At 46.8% G+C, this 18,522-nt stretch carries 11 protein-coding genes, 1 tRNA gene and 1 pseudogene; 8 read left to right on the top strand and 5 right to left on the bottom strand.

Annotated elements, in window-relative coordinates:
- Positions 1–428 precede the first annotated feature (428 nt).
- The 3 genes from recJ to lysS all read left to right on the top strand — a co-directional run bounded on the left by recJ (position 429) and on the right by lysS (position 4,931).
- Positions 429–2,168 (top strand): single-stranded-DNA-specific exonuclease RecJ, encoded by a 1,740-nt coding sequence (recJ, locus tag MEPCIT_RS01810; protein WP_013975735.1) that lies wholly within the window; start codon positions 429–431, stop codon positions 2,166–2,168.
- Positions 2,169–2,304: 136 nt separating this feature from the next.
- Positions 2,305–3,400, top strand: a protein-coding gene (gene prfB, locus MEPCIT_RS01815; RefSeq protein ID WP_101674151.1) for a peptide chain release factor 2 whose coding sequence is annotated in 2 segments (ribosomal slippage) — positions 2,305–2,376 and positions 2,378–3,400 — 1,095 coding nt in all. Because the reading frame shifts where the segments join, the coding sequence is not laid out codon by codon here.
- 10 nt (positions 3,401–3,410) lie between these two features.
- Positions 3,411–4,931 carry a lysine--tRNA ligase gene (lysS, locus tag MEPCIT_RS01820; RefSeq protein WP_015580504.1) on the top strand — a complete coding sequence of 507 codons (1,521 nt, stop codon included), beginning with the start codon at positions 3,411–3,413 and terminating at the stop codon, positions 4,929–4,931.
- Between the two features lie 271 nt (positions 4,932–5,202).
- On the opposite strand, the gene aroK is transcribed toward lysS, so the two are convergent.
- Complete coding sequence (aroK, locus tag MEPCIT_RS01825) at positions 5,203–5,724, bottom strand: shikimate kinase AroK (protein ID WP_013975738.1); 522 nt, start codon at positions 5,722–5,724, stop codon at positions 5,203–5,205.
- Positions 5,725–6,678: 954 nt separating this feature from the next.
- Positions 6,679–6,766: transfer RNA gene (locus MEPCIT_RS01830), tRNA-Ser, on the bottom strand.
- 310 nt (positions 6,767–7,076) lie between these two features.
- Between MEPCIT_RS01830 and MEPCIT_RS01835 the strand changes: the two genes are divergently transcribed.
- A complete protein-coding gene (locus MEPCIT_RS01835) occupies positions 7,077–7,403 on the top strand; it encodes a TusE/DsrC/DsvC family sulfur relay protein (protein WP_013975739.1) in 327 nt (108 codons plus the stop codon).
- Positions 7,404–7,571: 168 nt separating this feature from the next.
- Here MEPCIT_RS01835 and mnmA read toward each other — a convergent pair whose 3' ends face one another.
- The 3 genes from mnmA to MEPCIT_RS01850 all read right to left on the bottom strand — a co-directional run bounded on the left by mnmA (position 7,572) and on the right by MEPCIT_RS01850 (position 12,306).
- The gene (mnmA, locus tag MEPCIT_RS01840) at positions 7,572–8,684 is read right to left on the bottom strand and encodes a tRNA 2-thiouridine(34) synthase MnmA (protein WP_013975740.1); all 1,113 of its coding nucleotides are present in this window, start codon (positions 8,682–8,684) and stop codon (positions 7,572–7,574) included.
- A 151-nt stretch (positions 8,685–8,835) separates the two neighbouring features.
- Positions 8,836–11,013 (bottom strand): phosphate acetyltransferase, encoded by a 2,178-nt coding sequence (pta, locus tag MEPCIT_RS01845; RefSeq protein ID WP_015580506.1) that lies wholly within the window; start codon positions 11,011–11,013, stop codon positions 8,836–8,838.
- A gap of 90 nt (positions 11,014–11,103) precedes the next feature.
- Positions 11,104–12,306, bottom strand: coding sequence for an acetate kinase (locus tag MEPCIT_RS01850; protein WP_013975742.1), 1,203 nt, complete (start codon positions 12,304–12,306; stop codon positions 11,104–11,106).
- Positions 12,307–13,160: 854 nt separating this feature from the next.
- On the opposite strand from MEPCIT_RS01850, the gene MEPCIT_RS01855 reads away from it, so the two are divergent.
- The 4 genes and pseudogenes from MEPCIT_RS01855 to truA all read left to right on the top strand — a co-directional run bounded on the left by MEPCIT_RS01855 (position 13,161) and on the right by truA (position 18,309).
- Complete coding sequence (locus MEPCIT_RS01855; RefSeq protein WP_015580508.1) at positions 13,161–13,745, top strand: metal-dependent hydrolase; 585 nt, start codon at positions 13,161–13,163, stop codon at positions 13,743–13,745.
- Between the two features lie 459 nt (positions 13,746–14,204).
- Positions 14,205–16,025 carry a translational GTPase TypA gene (gene typA / locus MEPCIT_RS01860; protein WP_013975744.1) on the top strand — a complete coding sequence of 607 codons (1,821 nt, stop codon included), beginning with the start codon at positions 14,205–14,207 and terminating at the stop codon, positions 16,023–16,025.
- A 687-nt stretch (positions 16,026–16,712) separates the two neighbouring features.
- Positions 16,713–17,525 (top strand): annotated as a pseudogene (locus MEPCIT_RS01865) (DUF3410 domain-containing protein).
- Entirely contained in the window at positions 17,515–18,309 is a 795-nt protein-coding gene (gene truA, locus MEPCIT_RS01870; RefSeq protein ID WP_013975745.1) for a tRNA pseudouridine(38-40) synthase TruA, read from the top strand. Before MEPCIT_RS01865 ends, truA begins: the two are co-directional and overlap by 11 nt.
- Positions 18,310–18,522 lie beyond the last annotated feature (213 nt).

The raw sequence follows: 18,522 nt of genomic DNA on the forward strand, positions 1-18,522 counted from the left end.
GATTCTCTGAATCAGAGATTCATATCGCACTTATGCGCTAAAACGCGCGTATCCTGCCAGTTCGGCAGTTTTCCGCCGGGCAGTTATTATACTACTACTCATTCGACCCAAGTGTTAGCGCAGTCGAATGTTCCTGTGGAGCCATGGGGGCAATAAAAATTTTATAGCGTTGTATCAACTTAGCTGGCTTGAGGGCCAGTTCGAATAATAGCATAATGTGTTCTCACCTGATGGTGATAGCGTGGCATATTGCATTAAAGCACTTCCGAGATAGCACACCAATCAATAGCGTATCTAGCAGCGCCTAAGCGAGATCACTACTGATCATAATATTCCAATAGCTATATAGCAAGAGAGAGATATTCTCTCGTAGAGATTTTGTTGCAATACTACATTCCAAGCAAAGGTAGGCTAATATAGTAGTGATCATGACAACTAAATTACAACGGCGTCCACTGGGCGATATTGCTGTGCTGGCTGAGGCAGATATACCACAGTTGTTGAAACGCTTGTACGTGCAACGCGGAGTTTGCACAATGAGTGAATTAGAGAATAGCACACGCGGTTTGTTACCATACCACCAACTTACGGGCATCGAGCAAGCGGTAGATATTCTGGTCAGAGCGCTGGTTAACCAGCGCAGAATGATGGTGATTGGTGATTGCGATGCGGACGGGGCTACTAGCACGGCGCTAGCAGTACTAGCGCTGCGGCAAATGGGTGCGCGGCAGGTGGACTTTCTGGTGCCAAATCGCTTTGCTGACGGCTACGGTCTCAGCCCAGCTGTGGTAGAACAAGCGGCGGCGTGCGGGGCGCAGGTAATTATTACCGTGGATAATGGTATTGCTTCCCATGACGGCGTAGCCTTAGCACATAACAAAGGGATTATGGTGCTGATTACTGATCATCACATCCCTGGCGATCGCCTGCCAGCCGCACATGCTATTGTTAATCCCAATTTGCGCGGCTGCGCCTTCGCATCGAAAGCCCTAGCTGGTGTTGGTGTAGCATTTTATTTGATGCTGGCGCTGCGCGCGCAGCTCAATGATAGTGGTTGGTTTACTAAACTTAGAATCGTTGCCCCAAATATGGCCGATCTACTAGATTTAGTCGCATTGGGCACAGTGGCTGATATGGTGCCACTGGACGCCAATAACCGTATTCTGATACATCAGGGGCTAAACCGCATCCGTGCTGGCCGTTGCCGTCCCGGCATTCGCGCGCTGGCTGAGGTAGCCAACCTTGCTCCTACCCAGCGGCTATGTGCCAGCAATCTTAGCTTCTCGCTGGGACCGCGGCTAAACGCTGCCGGCCGGCTGGCCGATATGTCGGTTGGAGTTAATCTGCTATTGGTCGATGACCTGTCGCTGGCGTGCATTCTGGCCACTGAGTTAGATGAACTAAATCAGACCAGGCGTGACATCGAACATAGAATGGAAGCAGAAGCCGTGGCGCTATGTAACAAGATGATGACGTGCGATGAGCAGCAGGTATTACCATTTGGACTGGTAATCTACCATGCGCAGTGGCATCAGGGCGTGGTGGGTATATTAGCATCGCGGATGAAAGCACGTTTTCACCGGCCGGTTATTGCTTTTGCGCCCGCCGGGGACGGTGTGCTAAAAGGTTCTGGTAGATCGGTTGCCGGCTTGCATATGCTAGATATGCTAGAGCGGCTAAACAAATTACATCCTGGGTTGATACTACAATTTGGTGGCCATGCCATGTCCGCCGGCTTAACGCTGAAGCAGCAACAATTGAACAGGTTCCGACAGCATTTCGCTGACATGGTTGATCAATTGCTAGAGCCAGCGATGCTGGAAAACGTGATTTGGTCGGACGGTGAGCTATCAAGCTTGGATCTATCTTTGACCACCGCAGAGCTACTGCGCAACGGCGGCCCCTGGGGACATGCATTTCCCGATCCAATATTTGACGGGAGGTTTAACGTGCTAAATCAGCGGCTAGTGGGTGGAAAACACCTGAAATTGCTGCTGACACCCCAAGCCGGCGGCCCCACACTGGATGGAATGGCTTTTAATGTCGATACGTGCCTGTGGCCAAATAACAACGTGCAAACCGTGGAAATAGCTTATCAACTTGACGTGAATGAGTTTCGCGGTAATCGACGTTTACAACTATTAATCCAGCATATTTGGCAGCTGTAGTGTATCTATCTAGTGTAATAGTAGATTACTGCTGCTATCGCAACTTTGATGGCGCAGAATACTATTCGCCAGAATGCAGATCAGTTAAAATAGCTAGCAACAAGTATTGCTTTTTATTCCAGGAGTACATTCATCCATGTTTGACATCAATCCAAAAACCCGCATTCAGTACTTGTCAGAAAGGATAGCTGTTCTCAGGAGGTATCTTTGACTACGATCTCAAGAAAGAACGCCTCGCCGAAGTAAACGCCGAGCTCGCACAACCTGACGTTTGGAAGGAGCGAGCCCGCGCGCAAGCACTTGGTAAGGAGCGTTCGTCGCTAGAGGTTAGCGTTGAAACCATCGATAAGCTTATCAATGGTGTGGAATCAGTTGCAAACCGATTAGAACTAGCTGTGAAAGCCAACAATGAAGATACCTTCTGCGCAACCCAACGCGAATTGACCGTTCTAGAGGAAAAACTCGGACAAATTGAATTGCGTCGTCTGTTTGCTGGCGAGTACGATAGCGCAGATTGCTATTTGGATATTCAGGCTGGCTCCGGCGGCACCGAAGCGCAGGATTGGGCCAGCATGCTGCTCAGAATGTATTTGCGCTGGGCAGAATCGCGTGGTTTTCACACTGAAATGATCGAAGAGTCGGCAGGAGAAGTTGCTGGCATTAAATCGGTGACCATAAAGGTAATTGGCGACTATGCTTATGGTTGGCTCAGAACCGAAACCGGGGTGCATCGCTTGGTACGTAAAAGCCCGTTCGACTCTTGCGGTCGACGTCATACCTCGTTCAGCTCCGCTTTTGTTTATCCGGAAGTAGATGATGATATCGATATCGAAATTAACCCAGCGCATCTACGTATTGATGTTTACCGTGCATCTGGTGCCGGCGGTCAGCACGTTAACCGGACCGAATCAGCAGTACGTATTACACATTTGCCGACCAATATAGTCACCCAGTGCCAAAGTGATCGTTCACAGCATAAAAACAAAGACCAAGCTATGAAACAACTTAAATCCAAGCTGTATGAATTTGAGCTACAGAAAAAGAACGCCGAAAAGCAGACGCTGGAAGATACTAAGTCCAATATTAGCTGGGGTAGTCAGATACGCTCATATGTGCTGGACGATTCCCGCATCAAGGATCTGCGTACTGGCATTGAAACTCGTAATATCCAGTCGGTGCTGGATGGTAATCTTGATCAATTTATTGAGGCCAGCCTTAAAGCAGGGCTATGAAGAAAACCACATGTATGAATTAAAATCACAGTATGGTGCCCATCAGGCGCTGTATTTAAACAATAAGATGCGTTATAGGCGGGACAAACTGACCAAATTACGACAGCATGGCAGCGCTTTTCCTAATGATTTTCGGCGGAACGCTGTTTCCGACCAGCTACATGCTTGCTACGGCGAGAAAAGTAATGAAGAGCTGAACGCGTTGAATATCGTAGTCCGCGTCGCAGGACGCATGATGACCTGTCGCATTATGGGCAAAGCATCATTTGCGACTTTACAGGACGTGGGAGGGACAATCCAGCTGTACGTCGTCCGCGATGATCTTCCTAATGGCCAGTATAATGCTCAATTTAAACAATTGGACCTTGGGGACATTGTGGGCGCGTGTGGTAAATTATTTAAAACCCGTACCGGCGAATTGTCTGTGCATTGTAACGATATTAATCTGCTTACCAAGGCTATACGTCCGCTGCCAGATAAATTTCACGGCCTAGCAGATCAGGAAACCCGCTATCGTCAGCGTTATCTCGATCTTATTGCCAACGAAGAATCGCGCCAAATATTTAAAATACGTTCGCGCATCATGGCGGAAATTCGCCGTTTTATGATGGATAACTATTTTATGGAAGTAGAAACGCCAATGATGCAAACTATCCCAGGCGGGGCAGCCGCTCGGCCGTTTATTACCCACCATAACGCTTTGGATATCGATATGTATCTGCGGATAGCACCAGAACTTTATCTGAAGCGTTTGGTAGTTGGCGGTTTTGAACGAGTATTTGAAATCAATCGCAACTTTCGTAATGAAGGACTGTCGCCGCGCCATAACCCAGAGTTTACTATGATGGAACTCTATATGGCCTACGCTGATTACCGCGACCTAATGGTGCTGGTTGAAGAGTTATTCCGTACCTTAACTAATCGGGTATTTGGTAGTAGCGTAGTGCATTACGGTAATCAGACATTCGATTTCGGCAAACCGTTTATCCAGATGACCATGACAGAAGCAATCTGCCACTTTTACCCGGAAACAATGCCAAAAGCGCTAGAAAATATTGCCACTGCGACCGCTATTGCAGCTTCGCTGGGTATCAAGGTAGACAACAGCTGGGGTCTTGGTCGGGTGCAGACTGAAATATTTCAAGAAACGGCGGAAAGTAATTTAATTCAGCCAACGTTCATTACCGCCTACCCGTTGGAAGTATCGCCGCTAGCGCGCAGCAACGACGACAACCCGTTTTTCGCCGACCGTTTTGAATTGTTTATCGGCGGGCGGGAAATTGGCAATGGTTTCTCTGAGCTTAATGATGCCGAAGAGCAAGCTGCGCGCTTTGTCGCACAGGCACAGGCCAAGAACTACGGTGATGACGAAGCAATGTTTTATGACGATGATTATGTCAATGCGTTGGAATACGGCCTGCCGCCTACCGCCGGCTTAGGTATCGGTGTCGATCGTTTGATGATGATATTGACAAACAGTCATACCATTCGCGATGTAATCCTATTTCCAGTACTAAGGCCGCAAAAATAAACAAAGTGATGGCGCATTACCGCCATCCTCATGAACTAATACTACCTACATTATTGATGTTATTACCGGTTTCAATGGCTAACACCTGCTGTTGCACGTGTTATAGCGTTTGTTGGTAACGTCAGTCAATCCATGATGTAATAGGCTAGTGCCTGTGCGACAAAGCGTTGAACAACCAGCACCAACCGGTTCCAACCAAGTAGGTGACAGGTCATCCAGCTGGGTGGCGCGAAGTTATACCCGGGTTAATAATAGCTGTAGCTGCGCTTCATTATCTGTTTTCCAGCATATTGATGATTTGGTTCGCAACAAACTTTGCACTTTGTTCGTCGTTGTATATAGTGACGTCAGCTATTTCTTCATACAGCGGGTTACGCTCTCGAGCCAGTGCTTCTAGAACGTCGCGTGGCGGAACTTCTACTTGCAATAGCGGTCGTTTCTTATCCCTCTGTGTACGGGCAAGTTGTTTTTCAATGGTAGTTTCAAGATAAATCACCACACCTCTGGAGGATAGGCGGTTGCGTGTTTCGCGTGATTTGACGGATCCACCACCGGTAGCCAGCACGATTCCCTGTTTTTGGGTTAGTTCGTTGATGATGTTTTCTTCTCTCGTACGGAAGCCGTCTTCTCCTTCTACATCAAATACCCATTCGATATCTGCCCCAGTGCGTCGTTCAATCTCTTGATCAGAATCGAAAAATTCCATATGAAGTTGTTGAGCCAACTGCCGTCCAATAGTGCTTTTGCCGGCACCCATAGGTCCAATCAGAAAGATACTACATTTCTCTGCCATGTTTTTTGGTCTTACTAAGAATATTCGTTAATGATAACCTACCCAACCGATCAAATTAGCGGTGGAACCTCACTTCAACTAACACCTAGTTTTCGTTACTCCCTGGGCGGAAATTATCTCAACACTCAGGGTAGTTTGGCAACCAATTAAATTCATGTCTCTACTGCAATAGTGATAGATGCATTTGATGCACAATCAATCAAAAAATCCAGCTCGAGAGGAGCAAGTGGCGGCGTAACGCGAGACCTCGTCAACTATGATTTCGTAATCAGCATTATGACAGCGTTTTCTGACCTATTTTCATCCAAGATGACAAACGACCCAAATAGACATTAACAGTTAATTCCCGATACTATCAATCTTGGATAGAAGCGTTTATGACCACTTAAATCTTATGTGGAATGAAGAAGATATGTATCACATCAATTTTTGCTTAGAACAAAAAAAGCGTGGATCAGGATCGAATATTTTATGGTTGGCAGTATGCTGATCAATGTCCTGTACTCATAGGTCCAAGTTGTCTCAAATAGACGATATTACGAAGCAACGGGTACCAAATTCAGCTGCTGGTCGTGCCAATACTGAAAATCGAAAAACCGGTGGTAGATGCAGCACCATACCATGAATGGGGTGCCGCAAACTATATCGACAATGTACAGTACAGATAATTCGTATGTCAGTAGAAAACTGATCAGGCGAGACGGGAAATAATTATCCGTCTGAAGGCTATTTACTTATACGTAGCTACTGTTTCGCTTTGTTACTGGTGCGCCACCTGCACTTCAAAACAAAAGTTAGCATATTAACTACAAAGTATTCTGCTAACGCAAATTACACTAGTTACAGTTAAATAGCTTTTAACCAGTAGTAAGTCCGGTAACCAGTATAAATAAACAGCAGTGGTAGCAGCAGTTATGATCATCCGCCACAGCAGCCACACTGGTAGCTTAACTGTGGTGGAGGAGGTAGGATTTGAACCCACGGAAGATTGCTCTTCGCCGGTTTTCAAGACCGGTGCCTTAAACCACTCGGCCACTCCTCCGTAACGTGGTTGCTTACCCTATCACATTATAAATAGAACTGTTCTGGTTGTAAATAACGTTTTAGCTAATTCTTAGCCAGAAGATCTCTCAACTATAGGGACACTATCGCGGATGCTACTGGTGTCCTATTGTTAGCTAGCGCCTTTACCCCACCCAGGCTGAACTGGCAACAAACTTAGGCCTAGCTTGTTGGCGACAATACGGCGGCTAATTTCTTATTACCAGCTCCTCAGGCCAGCCGCTGTTAGTAGTTTTTTTTTGCTATAATCATTAATCATTATTTCATATTAACCATTAACACAGGTTTCGATGCAATTTAAAGGCCGAGAAATTAATACTGATAAACAGGGATATTTAATAAATCTGCAGGACTGGAGTGAGGAGCTGGCGACCACTATTGCTCGTCTCGAAGGAATTAACCTGAGTGAAGCCCACTGGCAGGTGATTCATTTTATACGTAAATTTTATTTACAATATAATACGTCTCCTTCGATCCGGATGTTGGTGCAGGCCATGGCACAGACATCCGGCGAGGAACAGGTGAATAGCCGTTACCTTTTCCGTTTATTTCCACATGGTCCAGCCATGCAGGCAACCAAAATAGCTGGCTTGCCAAAACCAGTGCAATGCCTTTAATATAAGAAGCCCTACCTACTGCTTTCTGCTATACAGGTTACAATTATTATAACCAAGAACGCGGTTGTGGTTTTGCACCGCATTACATTAAAGTGCACGTCAGTAGTGTTTCACCAGACGTACGGGTTTTACTACCGCCTACCTAACCCCAGTGTGATTGGGCCTACATCAGTGAGACAATGGCTGACGTGCTTCAATGATACCGCCGCCCAAACAATGTTCCGCCACATAAAATACTGCCGACTGGCCTGGCGTCACGGCAGCCACCGGCTGGTCAAAGGTAACCTGCAAAGATTCAGCCGACTGCGGCGTTACCATACAATTGATGTCCGGCTGACGATAACGAGTTTTCACCGTACAGCGTAATGCTGCTGTAAGTGGTTCTCGATCGACCCAGTGTAGCCGGCTGGCGATAAGACCAGTAGACATCAACCGTGGATGTTGGTTACCCTGGGCGACAAGCAATTGGTTATTGTCAAAATCTTTCTCCACGACATACCAAGGGTCCTCGCTACCGTCACTGGTACCGCCTATGCCAAGCCCTTTACGCTGACCTAACGTGTAGTACATCAATCCCTGATGACGACCTAACTCCTGACCGTTAACTGACATAATTACCCCTGGCTGTGTCGGCGGCAGGTAGCGACCGAGAAAATCGCGGAATTTTCGCTTACCGATAAAACAGATGCCGGTGGAGTCTTTTTTGTCAGCGGTAGCCAAACTAAGCGCTGCAGCGATGTATCGTACTTGCGGTTTGGCTAGTGTCCCTATAGGGAACAGGCAGCGCGCAAGCTGCTCATGGCACAAAGTGTATAGAAAATAACTTTGGTCTTTATTTTGGTCCAGACCGCGCTGTAGTTGGCTTTTGCCGTCTACATCAGTACAGCGCACATAATGGCCAGTAGCGATAAAATCAGCACCTAAATCTTCGGTAGCAAACTCTAAGAATGCTTTGAACTTGATTTCCTTATTGCAAAGAATATCCGGATTTGGTGTACGACCAACCTTATATTCTGCGAGACAGTGCAAGAAAACGTTATCCCAATATTCGGCGGTAAAATTGACCGTACGCAGTATAATCCCCAGTTGATCACATACCGCTCTGGCATCTGCTAGATCGCTTGCAGCGTTGCAATATGCCTCATTGTCGTCTTCTTCCCAGTTTTTCATAAATAGCCCTTCAACCAAATATCCCTGCTGCTGTAGTAACCAGGCGGAAACGGAAGAGTCTACACCACCGGACATGCCGACAATTACTTTTTTTTTACTATTATTTGACATCAAATGATTCTCACAAACATGATGTTAGCCGTACGACACAGTCAAGCTGAACTGTGCGCCACTAGATAGATGTACGCTCTCGATGAGATGTCTATTTTCTACACTCGCAAAAGATAAAAAAACCTTACTGTAAACTTGTTAGTTTCTAGCATCATGTCTTGGTATTGGTAAATGAGCGTTCCGCTTGTGTCGCTTGTATGGCGGTCAATGCGATAGTATAGACAATATCATCCACTAGCGCACCACGCGACAGGTCATTGACCGGCTTGCGCATTCCTTGCAGCATTGGGCCGATGGAAATCAGTTCTGCCGAACGTTGTACAGCTTTATAGGTGGTATTGCCGGTGTTTAAATCTGGGAAAATAAAGACCGTTGCTTTACCAGCTACCGGTGAGTTGGGCGCTTTCAACAGAGCAACATCTGCCATAATTGCGGCATCATACTGCAGCGGTCCGTCAAGGAGCAGGTCTGGGCGTTTTTTCTGCGCCAGATAGGTAGCTTCACGCACCTTATCTACAGCGCTACCGGCACTAGAATTACCCGTAGAATAAGAGATCATAGCAACCAGCGGCTCAATACCAAAGGCTGAGGCTGAGTCAGCCGACTGAATGGCAATTTCCGCTAGCTGTTCTGGGGTAGGATTAGGGTTGATGGCGCAGTCACCGTAAACTAATACTTGTTCAGGCAATAACATAAAGAACACTGATGATACCAGTGAGTTGCCCGGTGCCGTCTTGATTAATTGTAACGGCGGGCGGATGGTTTCTGCTGTCGTATGTACCGCACCTGAAACTAGACCGTCCACTTCGCCCTGCTCCAACATCAGCGTACCAAGCACCAAGTTATCTTCTAACTGTTCGCGCGCCACTCTTTCTGTCATACCTTTCGTGTTGCGTAGCTCTACTAGGCGGGCGATATACTTATCACGCGTTACTGCTGGATCTATAATTTCGATGCCGTTACCAAGCGTCACTCCTTGTATCGAAGCCACACGACTAATCTCATCATGGTTACCTATTAGGACGCAATGAGCAATGCCGCGTTCGGCACAAATGGCTGCCGCATTTAAGGTACGTGGCTCGTCGCCTTCCGGCAGCACGATCCTTTTACACGCCTGGCGCGCAAGTTCAGTCAACTGATAGCGGAACGCTGGTGGTGATAGGCGGCGACGCGGCAGTTCTGCTTTAGCGGGCCGGTATTGAAGCCAAAGATTATCTATATAGCCAGCAACATAGTTGCACACTTGTTCCAGCCGGCTGTGGTCGTCAGCCGGCACTGCCAGGCGGAAACGTTGCAGGCGAAGAGCAGTATGCCAGGTGTTAGTTTGTACGATAAATACCGGCAGACCGGTCTGGAAGGCTCGGGCGCATAAATTCTGCATGCGTGGATCAAAGTCATCTCCGTCGGTCAGTAGCACCGCACCAATTTCAACACCGTCCATCGCTTTGAGGCAGGCCGCAACCAGCACGTCGTGACGTGCAACAGAGATTACCAGCAGTGAGCCAGAGCGTAATTGCTCTAACATGCTTGGCAGACCCATAGCACCACCAAATGTGATGGATGTTACGCGGCGTGTCTGCATTTCACCTTCGTTGATAATAGTGGCACTTAAGTGTCTGACCATGTCGATAGCTCTAGGTGCAATAAGATCAACATTCCATGGTATGCAGCCTAGCACCGGCACCGGGCTTGTTTGAATTAGCAAACTTTGGTCTAATTTGGTTACGTTGGCTTTGCTGGTGCTGGCATTGTCAAAAACTTTAAATAGGTCCATACAAGCGCAACATTGGTTATTATCCACCGGGGCGTTCCATTTATTGATGATAACGCCAGTTATGTTTTTATTTTTGCTGCCCCCGAATCCTAAGCGTACAAGCTCTATGCGTTCTTTTAGTTGGGTGAGTGAGTCTTTACCCTGTGAGAGCAAGAAGACGATTTCGGCGTTCAGCATGCGAGCAATTTTATCGTTGAGCACCGTGGCCAACTGATGTTTGTTAGTGGGCACTAGACCTTCTACTAGCACGACTTCGGAATCTTTCGTATTTGCATAAAAATTGGCGATTATTTCTTCCATAAGGACGTCTTGCTGATTAGAGCCAAGCAGGGATTCAACATAGCTCATGGCAAGAGGTTGTACGGAGGAATTCGCGCTGATCATACTACTGGTTGTGGTGACATTGAATGTATACTGATCGCCGCCTGGCTGTTCGATTGGTTTAAAAAAACTTAGGCTGACACCTTGTTGCTTCATAGCTCGGATCAAACCAAGTATGACGCTGGTTAGACCAACGCTGGGACCGATGGGGATCAACATTATTATACGGGACACGGCTAAATCTCTTTCTATTTAAAATTAACAGATTGCTATTCAGGCAAAAATGCCACCACCGGACACCGCCGATGAGGTAATCGAGAATAATTACGCGGTTAAACGCGCCGCTTCCTGGGCGATAACCAACTCCTCGTTAGTTGGGATAACGATTGCCGGCCGGCTGGCGTCAGTGGTAATGACGCCAGCATGGCCAAAACGCGCCGCCAGGTTACGTTCAGGATCCAAATCAAAACCGAGCAGCGCCAGTTTTTTCAGCGATAGCTCGCGTACCATCGCAGCGTTTTCACCAATGCCACCGGTAAAAATAACCGCATCCAATTTTCCATCCATCAGAGCACTATAGGATCCGATGTATTTTGCTAGACGATGGCAGTAAACATCCATGGCACGGCGAGCAGCGGCTTGATCGCGGTAATTCTCTTCAATATAGCGACAGTCGCTGGTAACTCCGGTCAGTCCCAACAGCCCGGACTCTTTGGTCAATATGGTCTTTATGCGGGCAACGGACAGGCCTAAAGCTTCGTGTAAATGGAAAATGATAGCTGGATCAAGATCGCCACTACGGGTTCCCATCACTAAACCTTCAAGCGGGGTCAGCCCCATGGACGTATCTACGCACTGACCATTGCGAATAGCGGACACGGAGCTACCGTTGCCTAAATGACAGGTGATAACATTGAGTTGGTCAACTGACTTGTTAAGCATCTTGGCCGCTTCGCGGCTGACATAAAAGTGGCTAGTGCCGTGGGCGCCGTAGCGGCGGATCGCATGTTCTTGATATAAATAATAGGGCAGGGCATAAAGATACGATTCTTCCGGCATGGTCTGATGGAAAGCAGTATCAAAAACCGCTACGTTTTTTTCTGCCAGCTGCGGAAACGCTTTTAAGGTTGCGCGAATACCGACAAGATGCGCCAGATTATGCAGGGGCGCAAAAGGGATAGCATCCTCTATACCTGTTATGATGTCATCATTGATAATAGCTGACTGAGTAAAACGTTCGCCGCCATGTACGATGCGATGACCGATGGCAATTAATTGCCCTGACCATTCATGGTTTTTTGCCAAAATATTGTTAACGATAAAGTGCAGTGCTTCACTGTGTGTGTTACCGGCCATCAACGCTGCGTCTTGCTTGTCACCATCTATCTTCCATTTGATGCGCGCTTCTGATTGATTAAACTCAGCGAGACCAGATAGATGTTCTTTACCATTATTGGCTACATCAATAATGGCGAATTTCAAAGATGAACTGCCACAGTTAAGAACTAGTACCAGCTTAATCGACATGACAGTACCTACTGATTGTATGTAGTTAATAATTCATCCAACATGCTTGCATCGGATATTGCTGCTTAACAGCATTGGGCTCTTATCCATGTTTTCTCGACTATGCTACGTTAACATAAGTAGGCTCCTTTATCATACATTCTCGCTGTCGCGTTCTACCTTAAAGCCTGTGGTGAGGTGACATAGATATCTAGTATCCTAGTATCTAGTTTTGCTGCTCGATCTCACTAGAGAAGAGAATAGCGCACATGATTATTGCTGGCTGTAAACAACCATTGTCAAGTGCGGTTATAGCCTCCTGTAGCTATAACCGCACAGTGAGTGAAATCGCAATTTTAGCTGATTGCCGATGCCGTACGTAATGGTAGCTTTTCTGGTAACATGTGCCACGAGCACTTAGCAGATCAAAGAAAGCTGCCCATTTATCCGTTTCTAGGCTGTACTTTTTGTTCATAACATCACCACAAGTTGAGTCGCCGGCTTGCCGTGCCGCATGTAGCGTTTACCGGCGCTAAAAAATGTTTGCTGCTGAGGTAGTAAACCAGCCAGAGGTTATCATGCTGCGCCAGCTAACAAACTATAACTGACTGATTAACATGTGCGCTATTAGCTGCGTGTTCAAAAGAACACGGTTTTAACAAATTGTCCACAATCACATGATATAACTTATCGATTAAGCACGCGAAAATCTACTCTAAGATAAATTAGAAATTTAGGTGCACAGTAAAGAATCGACGTTAACTTATATTGGTCACTCATACGTAGCAGCTGAGCCAGCTAGTAGCCAGCAAGTTAAAGTGAGCAACCAACAGAAAACTTGTATTCAGGTAGATTTACCAATAATTATGCAGTCTATGAACGCTGAAGGACATTTTATCTTTGCCTTTGCTAGTACTATTTTTGCCAAAAAAATTGCCCTAACGCCTATCCTGGCCAAGGGTGATTGGTGGCATATCATTACTGGTGGATTAATTACCTGCCTGCTACCAGATATAGACCATCCGAAATCGCTGTTGGGTCAGCGCCTAGCCTGGTTATCTACTCCTATTGCTCGGTTGTGCGGCCATCGTGGTTTTACCCATAGCTTGCTTGCTAGCATCGCTAGTATTATTTTGTTCACCCTACCGCCACAAAGGTTTATTCCTATTGATGCTCTTCATGCCATGATTATAGGTTATTTAAGCCATATCTTAGCTGACATGCTGACTCCCACTGGGGTGCCGCTGCTTTGGCCCTGTCACTGGCGTTTTCGCTTGCCGATCGTCAGCCCTGCAAACAATAACCAGCTAGAACGTCTTTTGTGTATCGCTTCGCTCATTTTTGCTCTTCAACATAAGCCGATAGAAGATACGTCGATCATGTTACAGTATTTCGCAACTGCCATAGTGCCTAAAAGGACTATGGCAGTTGCGAAATACTGTTTAGTTTTAGACAATTGAAGGAGATCAGTGAAGGTATGCAAGCGACCTACTTCGGTCGAGTATAGAGAATGGGATCGAAATTTCACGGTAATTAAATTGATATGTTGTGCGATCTTTCTCCTGTTAATTTACAGGGCTAGTTCAGAGTGAAACTTTATGCCTTGAACGAACCTGGGCCATGTCGTCTAGCTATCGCTGGCAGCGATGGCTAGACGACACGCGTTTGCCAATGCGATTGGATGGATGTATCATAATAATGGATCTGGAACTAAGCATATTTTTTTGCACTTAGGGATATGGATACTCATTTAGTCTAAGAGCCTGTTAAATTTGGAACTCTATTTGAGTGCATTTGAGTTGGGCAGGCAGGATGGAATTATGCACCATAATAGGCACGCTAATAACAATAGATAATAGCTGTTGTTTACTATCTTGACTACTGTGGTGGCTCGCTATGTTGAATTTTGAGGCAAAGTTGTGATCGAAAATTTGCGTAACATCGCCATTGTGGCACACGTAGACCATGGTAAAACTACCTTGGTTGATCAATTATTACGCCAATCTGGTACGCTTAGTGACTGCACAGATGCCAGTGAACGCATTATGGACTCCAATGATTTGGAGAAAGAGCGTGGTATTACCATTTTAGCTAAAAATACTGCAATCAACTGGCGCGATTACCGTATTAATATTGTCGATACCCCGGGACATGCAGACTTCGGTGGTGAAGTTGAACGCGTGATGTCGATGGTTGACTCAGTATTGCTGCTAGTCGATGCCAGGGATGGTCCGATGCCCCAAACCCGTTTCGTGACGCAGAAATCGTTCAGCTATGGCCTAAAACCTATCGTGGTCATTAACAAAGTTGACCGCCACGGCGTGCGTATAGACTGGGTGGTTGATCAGGTCTTCGATCTGTTTGTCAATTTAGGTGCTACCGACGATCAGCTTAATTTTCCTATTGTTTACACATCAGCGCTTAATGGTATCGCAGGTCTAGAATATGAAGAGATGGCCGACGACATGACACCGCTTTTTGAAGCCATTGTGAAACACATCGATGCACCAAAGGTTGATGTTAATGGCCCATTCCAAATGCAGATTTCTCAGCTGGATTACAACAACTATGTTGGCGTTATCGGAGTCGGCCGCATAAACAGCGGCTCGGTCAAACCAAACCAGAACGTGACCATAGTGGACATAGCAGGTAAACCACGCCATGGTAAAGTTGGTCAGATTCTTGGCCATATAGGCCTGCAGCGTATCGAATACAAATTGGCAGAAGCAGGAGATATCATTGCGATCACCGGGTTGGGCGAGTTGAATATTTCAGATACTATTTGCGATCCGGCTAAAGTAGAATCACTGCCGCCACTAAAGGTGGATGAACCGACTGTATCTATGTTGTTCGGTGTCAATACCTCACCCTTCTGCGGTAAAGAAGGTAAATACGTCACGTCCCGCCAAATTCTAGCCCGTTTGCAGAAAGAACTAGTGCATAATGTGGCACTACGTGTGGAAGAAACCGCAGATAATGATAACTTTCTCGTTTCTGGTCGTGGAGAGCTACACTTATCGGTGCTGATCGAGAACATGCGTCGTGAAGGGTTCGAGCTGGCAGTTTCCCGGCCAAAAGTAATTTTTCGCACCGTTGAAGGCGTGAAGCAGGAACCTTTTGAGTTGGTAACGATGGATATTGAAGAGCAGCATCAGGGGCCGGTCATGGAAGCCATTGGTATCCGCAAAGGCGAGATACGTGACATGTTACCAGACAGTACAGGCCGTGTACGTCTAGATTATGTCATTCCAAGTCGTGGGCTAATTGGTTTTCGTACCAATTTCCTTACCATGACATCTGGTACCGGTCTGTTATATTCCACCTTCAGCCACTACGACAATGTGCGTTATGGGGAACTCGGCCAGCGTCAGAACGGCGTGCTGATATCTAATGGCCAGGGCAAGGCGGTTGCGTATGCCCTGTATAGCCTGCAGGACCGCGGTCGTCTGTTACTGAGCCACGGGGCAGAAGTCTATGTAGGCCAGATTATCGGCATTCATACCCGCTCCAATGATCTGACTGTTAACTGTCTAACCGGTAAGAAGCTTACTAACATGCGCGCTTCCGGTACCGACGAAGCAACTACTTTGATACCGGCTATCCAAATGTCTTTGGAGCAAGCACTAGAATTCATCGATGATGATGAATTGGTGGAAGTCACACCCAAATCTATCCGTTTACGAAAACGTTATCTGTCTGAAAACGAACGTAAACGTGCTAAACGCGGCCAGGCCGGCTAGGAAGCACTTTACTGACGACTGACGCTGTTTTTTTATTGCTGTCTCCCTGCGTAGCTGCGCCGTACGCCTGCAGTAGTAAATAACTAGTGAAGGTAAACAACACCAGCAGTTAACCGCACAGGTTAAACCAGGTTAAACAGATAGCCTGAAATGTTCCGATACTACGTGGTTATTATAAATATTAACCACATACCATACTCCGCTTCATCGCTTGGAGATTGGAGAAAAGTCCATAAATCATAAGTGTGGTGAAGTTAAGTGCTATCACTGTTAGTAAAATATCGATGTCTGATTATTTGAATATCGCGATACATAATATAACTTTAGTTGCTAATCAAGCTGTTAATATTGACATAGATAACCAACTGCTATACTGCTCTGGCCATCGAATAGAATACAGAGAACTATTTGTTAGTGCTGCCACTAAATATTTAACGGCATAACGATCGTTATGCCGTTGATATGTTTGGCTACTGTCAACAATAATCTGCTTTTCAGGCAGGCTAACACATCAACGTTATGAATAAATTTTTTGAACAATTTGATTACCCAGTAGTACCCAGTAATTAATGGATGAAATGGCATGTATGCTGGTCCTGGAGACAATAAATTTGTTTTAGTGGCACAATATGTGTTGTTTGACCTTTTAACTAATCATGGTAAGTAATATGTCTTCTGGAGTATGATGTGAAAATCCTGGTAGATGAGAATATGCCCTATGCTCAGGAGTTATTTGGTCGTTTGGGCGACGTGCAGGCTGTTGCAGGTAGAGATATTAGCACGCCAGCGCTATCGTTGGCGGACGCACTAATAGTGCGGTCTGTGACCCACGTCGAACGCGCCCTCCTAGCCGGAAGCCGGGTAAAATTTGTGGGTACTGCCACAGCTGGTACTGATCATGTTGATAAAAATTGGCTAGCACAGGCCGGGATTAGTTTTGCTGCTGCACCAGGCGGTAATGCTATCGCAGTGGTGGAGTATGTTTTTCCGCGCTGCTGTGGCTAGCTCAGCGGGATGGTTTCGCTCTGCGCGACAAAATCGTCGGTATTGTTGGCTGGTAAGGAACCGGCGCTGTTGTTAGCGCTCCTGGCGAGAGTTGATATCGGTACTGCTCATATTGCTGGTTATACGCTGGAAGGCAAAGCGCGCGGTACTACGCAGGTCTTTAACGCTTACAGTGCTTTTATCGGCAACGACGCTTATGCGAGTTTAGCAGAACTATTGCCACCGCCAGCGGTGGAAAGTATCCGTCTGCGCGGCGCTATTGACGAAGAAGCGCTGCGCCGGTTAGCGCATCTAGTCTATGATTTGCGGCGTGATGACCGGCAGCTGCGTCAAGTTTCTGGCCGATTTGGTGCCTTTGATCAATTGCGTAGACATTATTCTCAGCGTAGAGAATGGTCATCACTATGCGTGGAGACCGACGATGAAACCAGCGCGGATACTCTGCGGCAAATTGGCTTTCGAGCCAGTTCCGCCGCCATGAAGTATGGTCTTTAAAATGAAGCTAGCACTAGGTATTGAGTATAACGGCAGTGCTTATTCCGGCTGGCAACGCCAGCCGGAAGCGCCGAGCGTGCAGGCTTGCCTTGAGCGCGCGTTGTCGATAGTGGCCAACGCGCCAGTGATAGTCCACGGTGCCGGTCGTACTGATGCCGGCGTACACGCTACAGGCCAGGTGGTCCATTTTGAAACCTGGGTGCGCCGGCCGGAATCGGCCTGGACACTTGGCGTCAACGCCAACCTGCCAGCAGATATTACCGTACGTTGGGTGGTACCGGTGGCAAAAGAGTTTCACGCGCGTTTCAGCGCCACCACCAGATGTTACTACTATGTTATTTATAACCATCGCCTGCGGCCAGCATTAGTAGCACACGGGTTAGCTCACTATGGTCGCACACTGGATGCGACGTTGATGGCGCGCTCCAGTCAATGTTTATGGGGGGAGAACAATTTTACCTCTTTTCGATCCCTTAAATGCCAATCACGCAGCCCCTGGCGTAACGTACATCATTTGCACGTCAAACGCCAGGGGAACTATGTAATGGTGGATATAAAAGCAAATGCTTTTGTTCATCATATGGTGCGTAATATTGTAGGAAGTTTGTTGGAGGTAGGATGTGGTAAACGGCCAGAAAGTTGGATCGCTGAACTACTGTTTTGTCGTGACCGAACGCAGGCTGGCGCCACTGCACAGGCTAAGGGACTTTACCTGGTGGCAGTAGAGTATCCGTCGCGTTTTTCCCTGCCAACAACGCCGCAGTGGGCGTTATTTCCAACTTAATATCTAGCTAGATTAGCAGTAGAGGTAGATAGATCTATTATTTTATTTGACGTTTGAAAATTTTCGCTCGAGCTATAGCTCGGTTTTGAAGCGCTGGTATTCATAACCCCGGGACTGCTATTGCTGGATGAACCAACTGCCAAAATTTCGACATTACGCTCAATCCAGATAAAATAACCCACAAGCTAACTTGTTTGTACGATCGGAGATGAA

This window comes from Candidatus Moranella endobia PCIT (assembly GCF_000219175.1).
Taxonomy (GTDB): Bacteria; Pseudomonadota; Gammaproteobacteria; order Enterobacterales; family Enterobacteriaceae; genus Moranella; species Moranella endobia.

Excerpts from the sequence above, each read along its gene's own strand:
- mnmA (WP_013975740.1), bottom strand. The coding sequence starts at position 8,684 with ATGTCAAATAATAGTAAAAAAAAAGTAATTGTCGGCATGTCCGGTGGT.
- lysS (WP_015580504.1), top strand. The coding sequence starts at position 3,411 with ATGTATGAATTAAAATCACAGTATGGTGCCCATCAGGCGCTGTATTTA.
- MEPCIT_RS01855 (WP_015580508.1), top strand. The coding sequence starts at position 13,161 with ATGAACGCTGAAGGACATTTTATCTTTGCCTTTGCTAGTACTATTTTT.
- recJ (WP_013975735.1), top strand. The coding sequence starts at position 429 with ATGACAACTAAATTACAACGGCGTCCACTGGGCGATATTGCTGTGCTG.
- MEPCIT_RS01835 (WP_013975739.1), top strand. The coding sequence starts at position 7,077 with ATGCAATTTAAAGGCCGAGAAATTAATACTGATAAACAGGGATATTTA.
- truA (WP_013975745.1), top strand. The coding sequence starts at position 17,515 with ATGGTCTTTAAAATGAAGCTAGCACTAGGTATTGAGTATAACGGCAGT.
- MEPCIT_RS01850 (WP_013975742.1), bottom strand. The coding sequence starts at position 12,306 with ATGTCGATTAAGCTGGTACTAGTTCTTAACTGTGGCAGTTCATCTTTG.
- aroK (WP_013975738.1), bottom strand. The coding sequence starts at position 5,724 with ATGGCAGAGAAATGTAGTATCTTTCTGATTGGACCTATGGGTGCCGGC.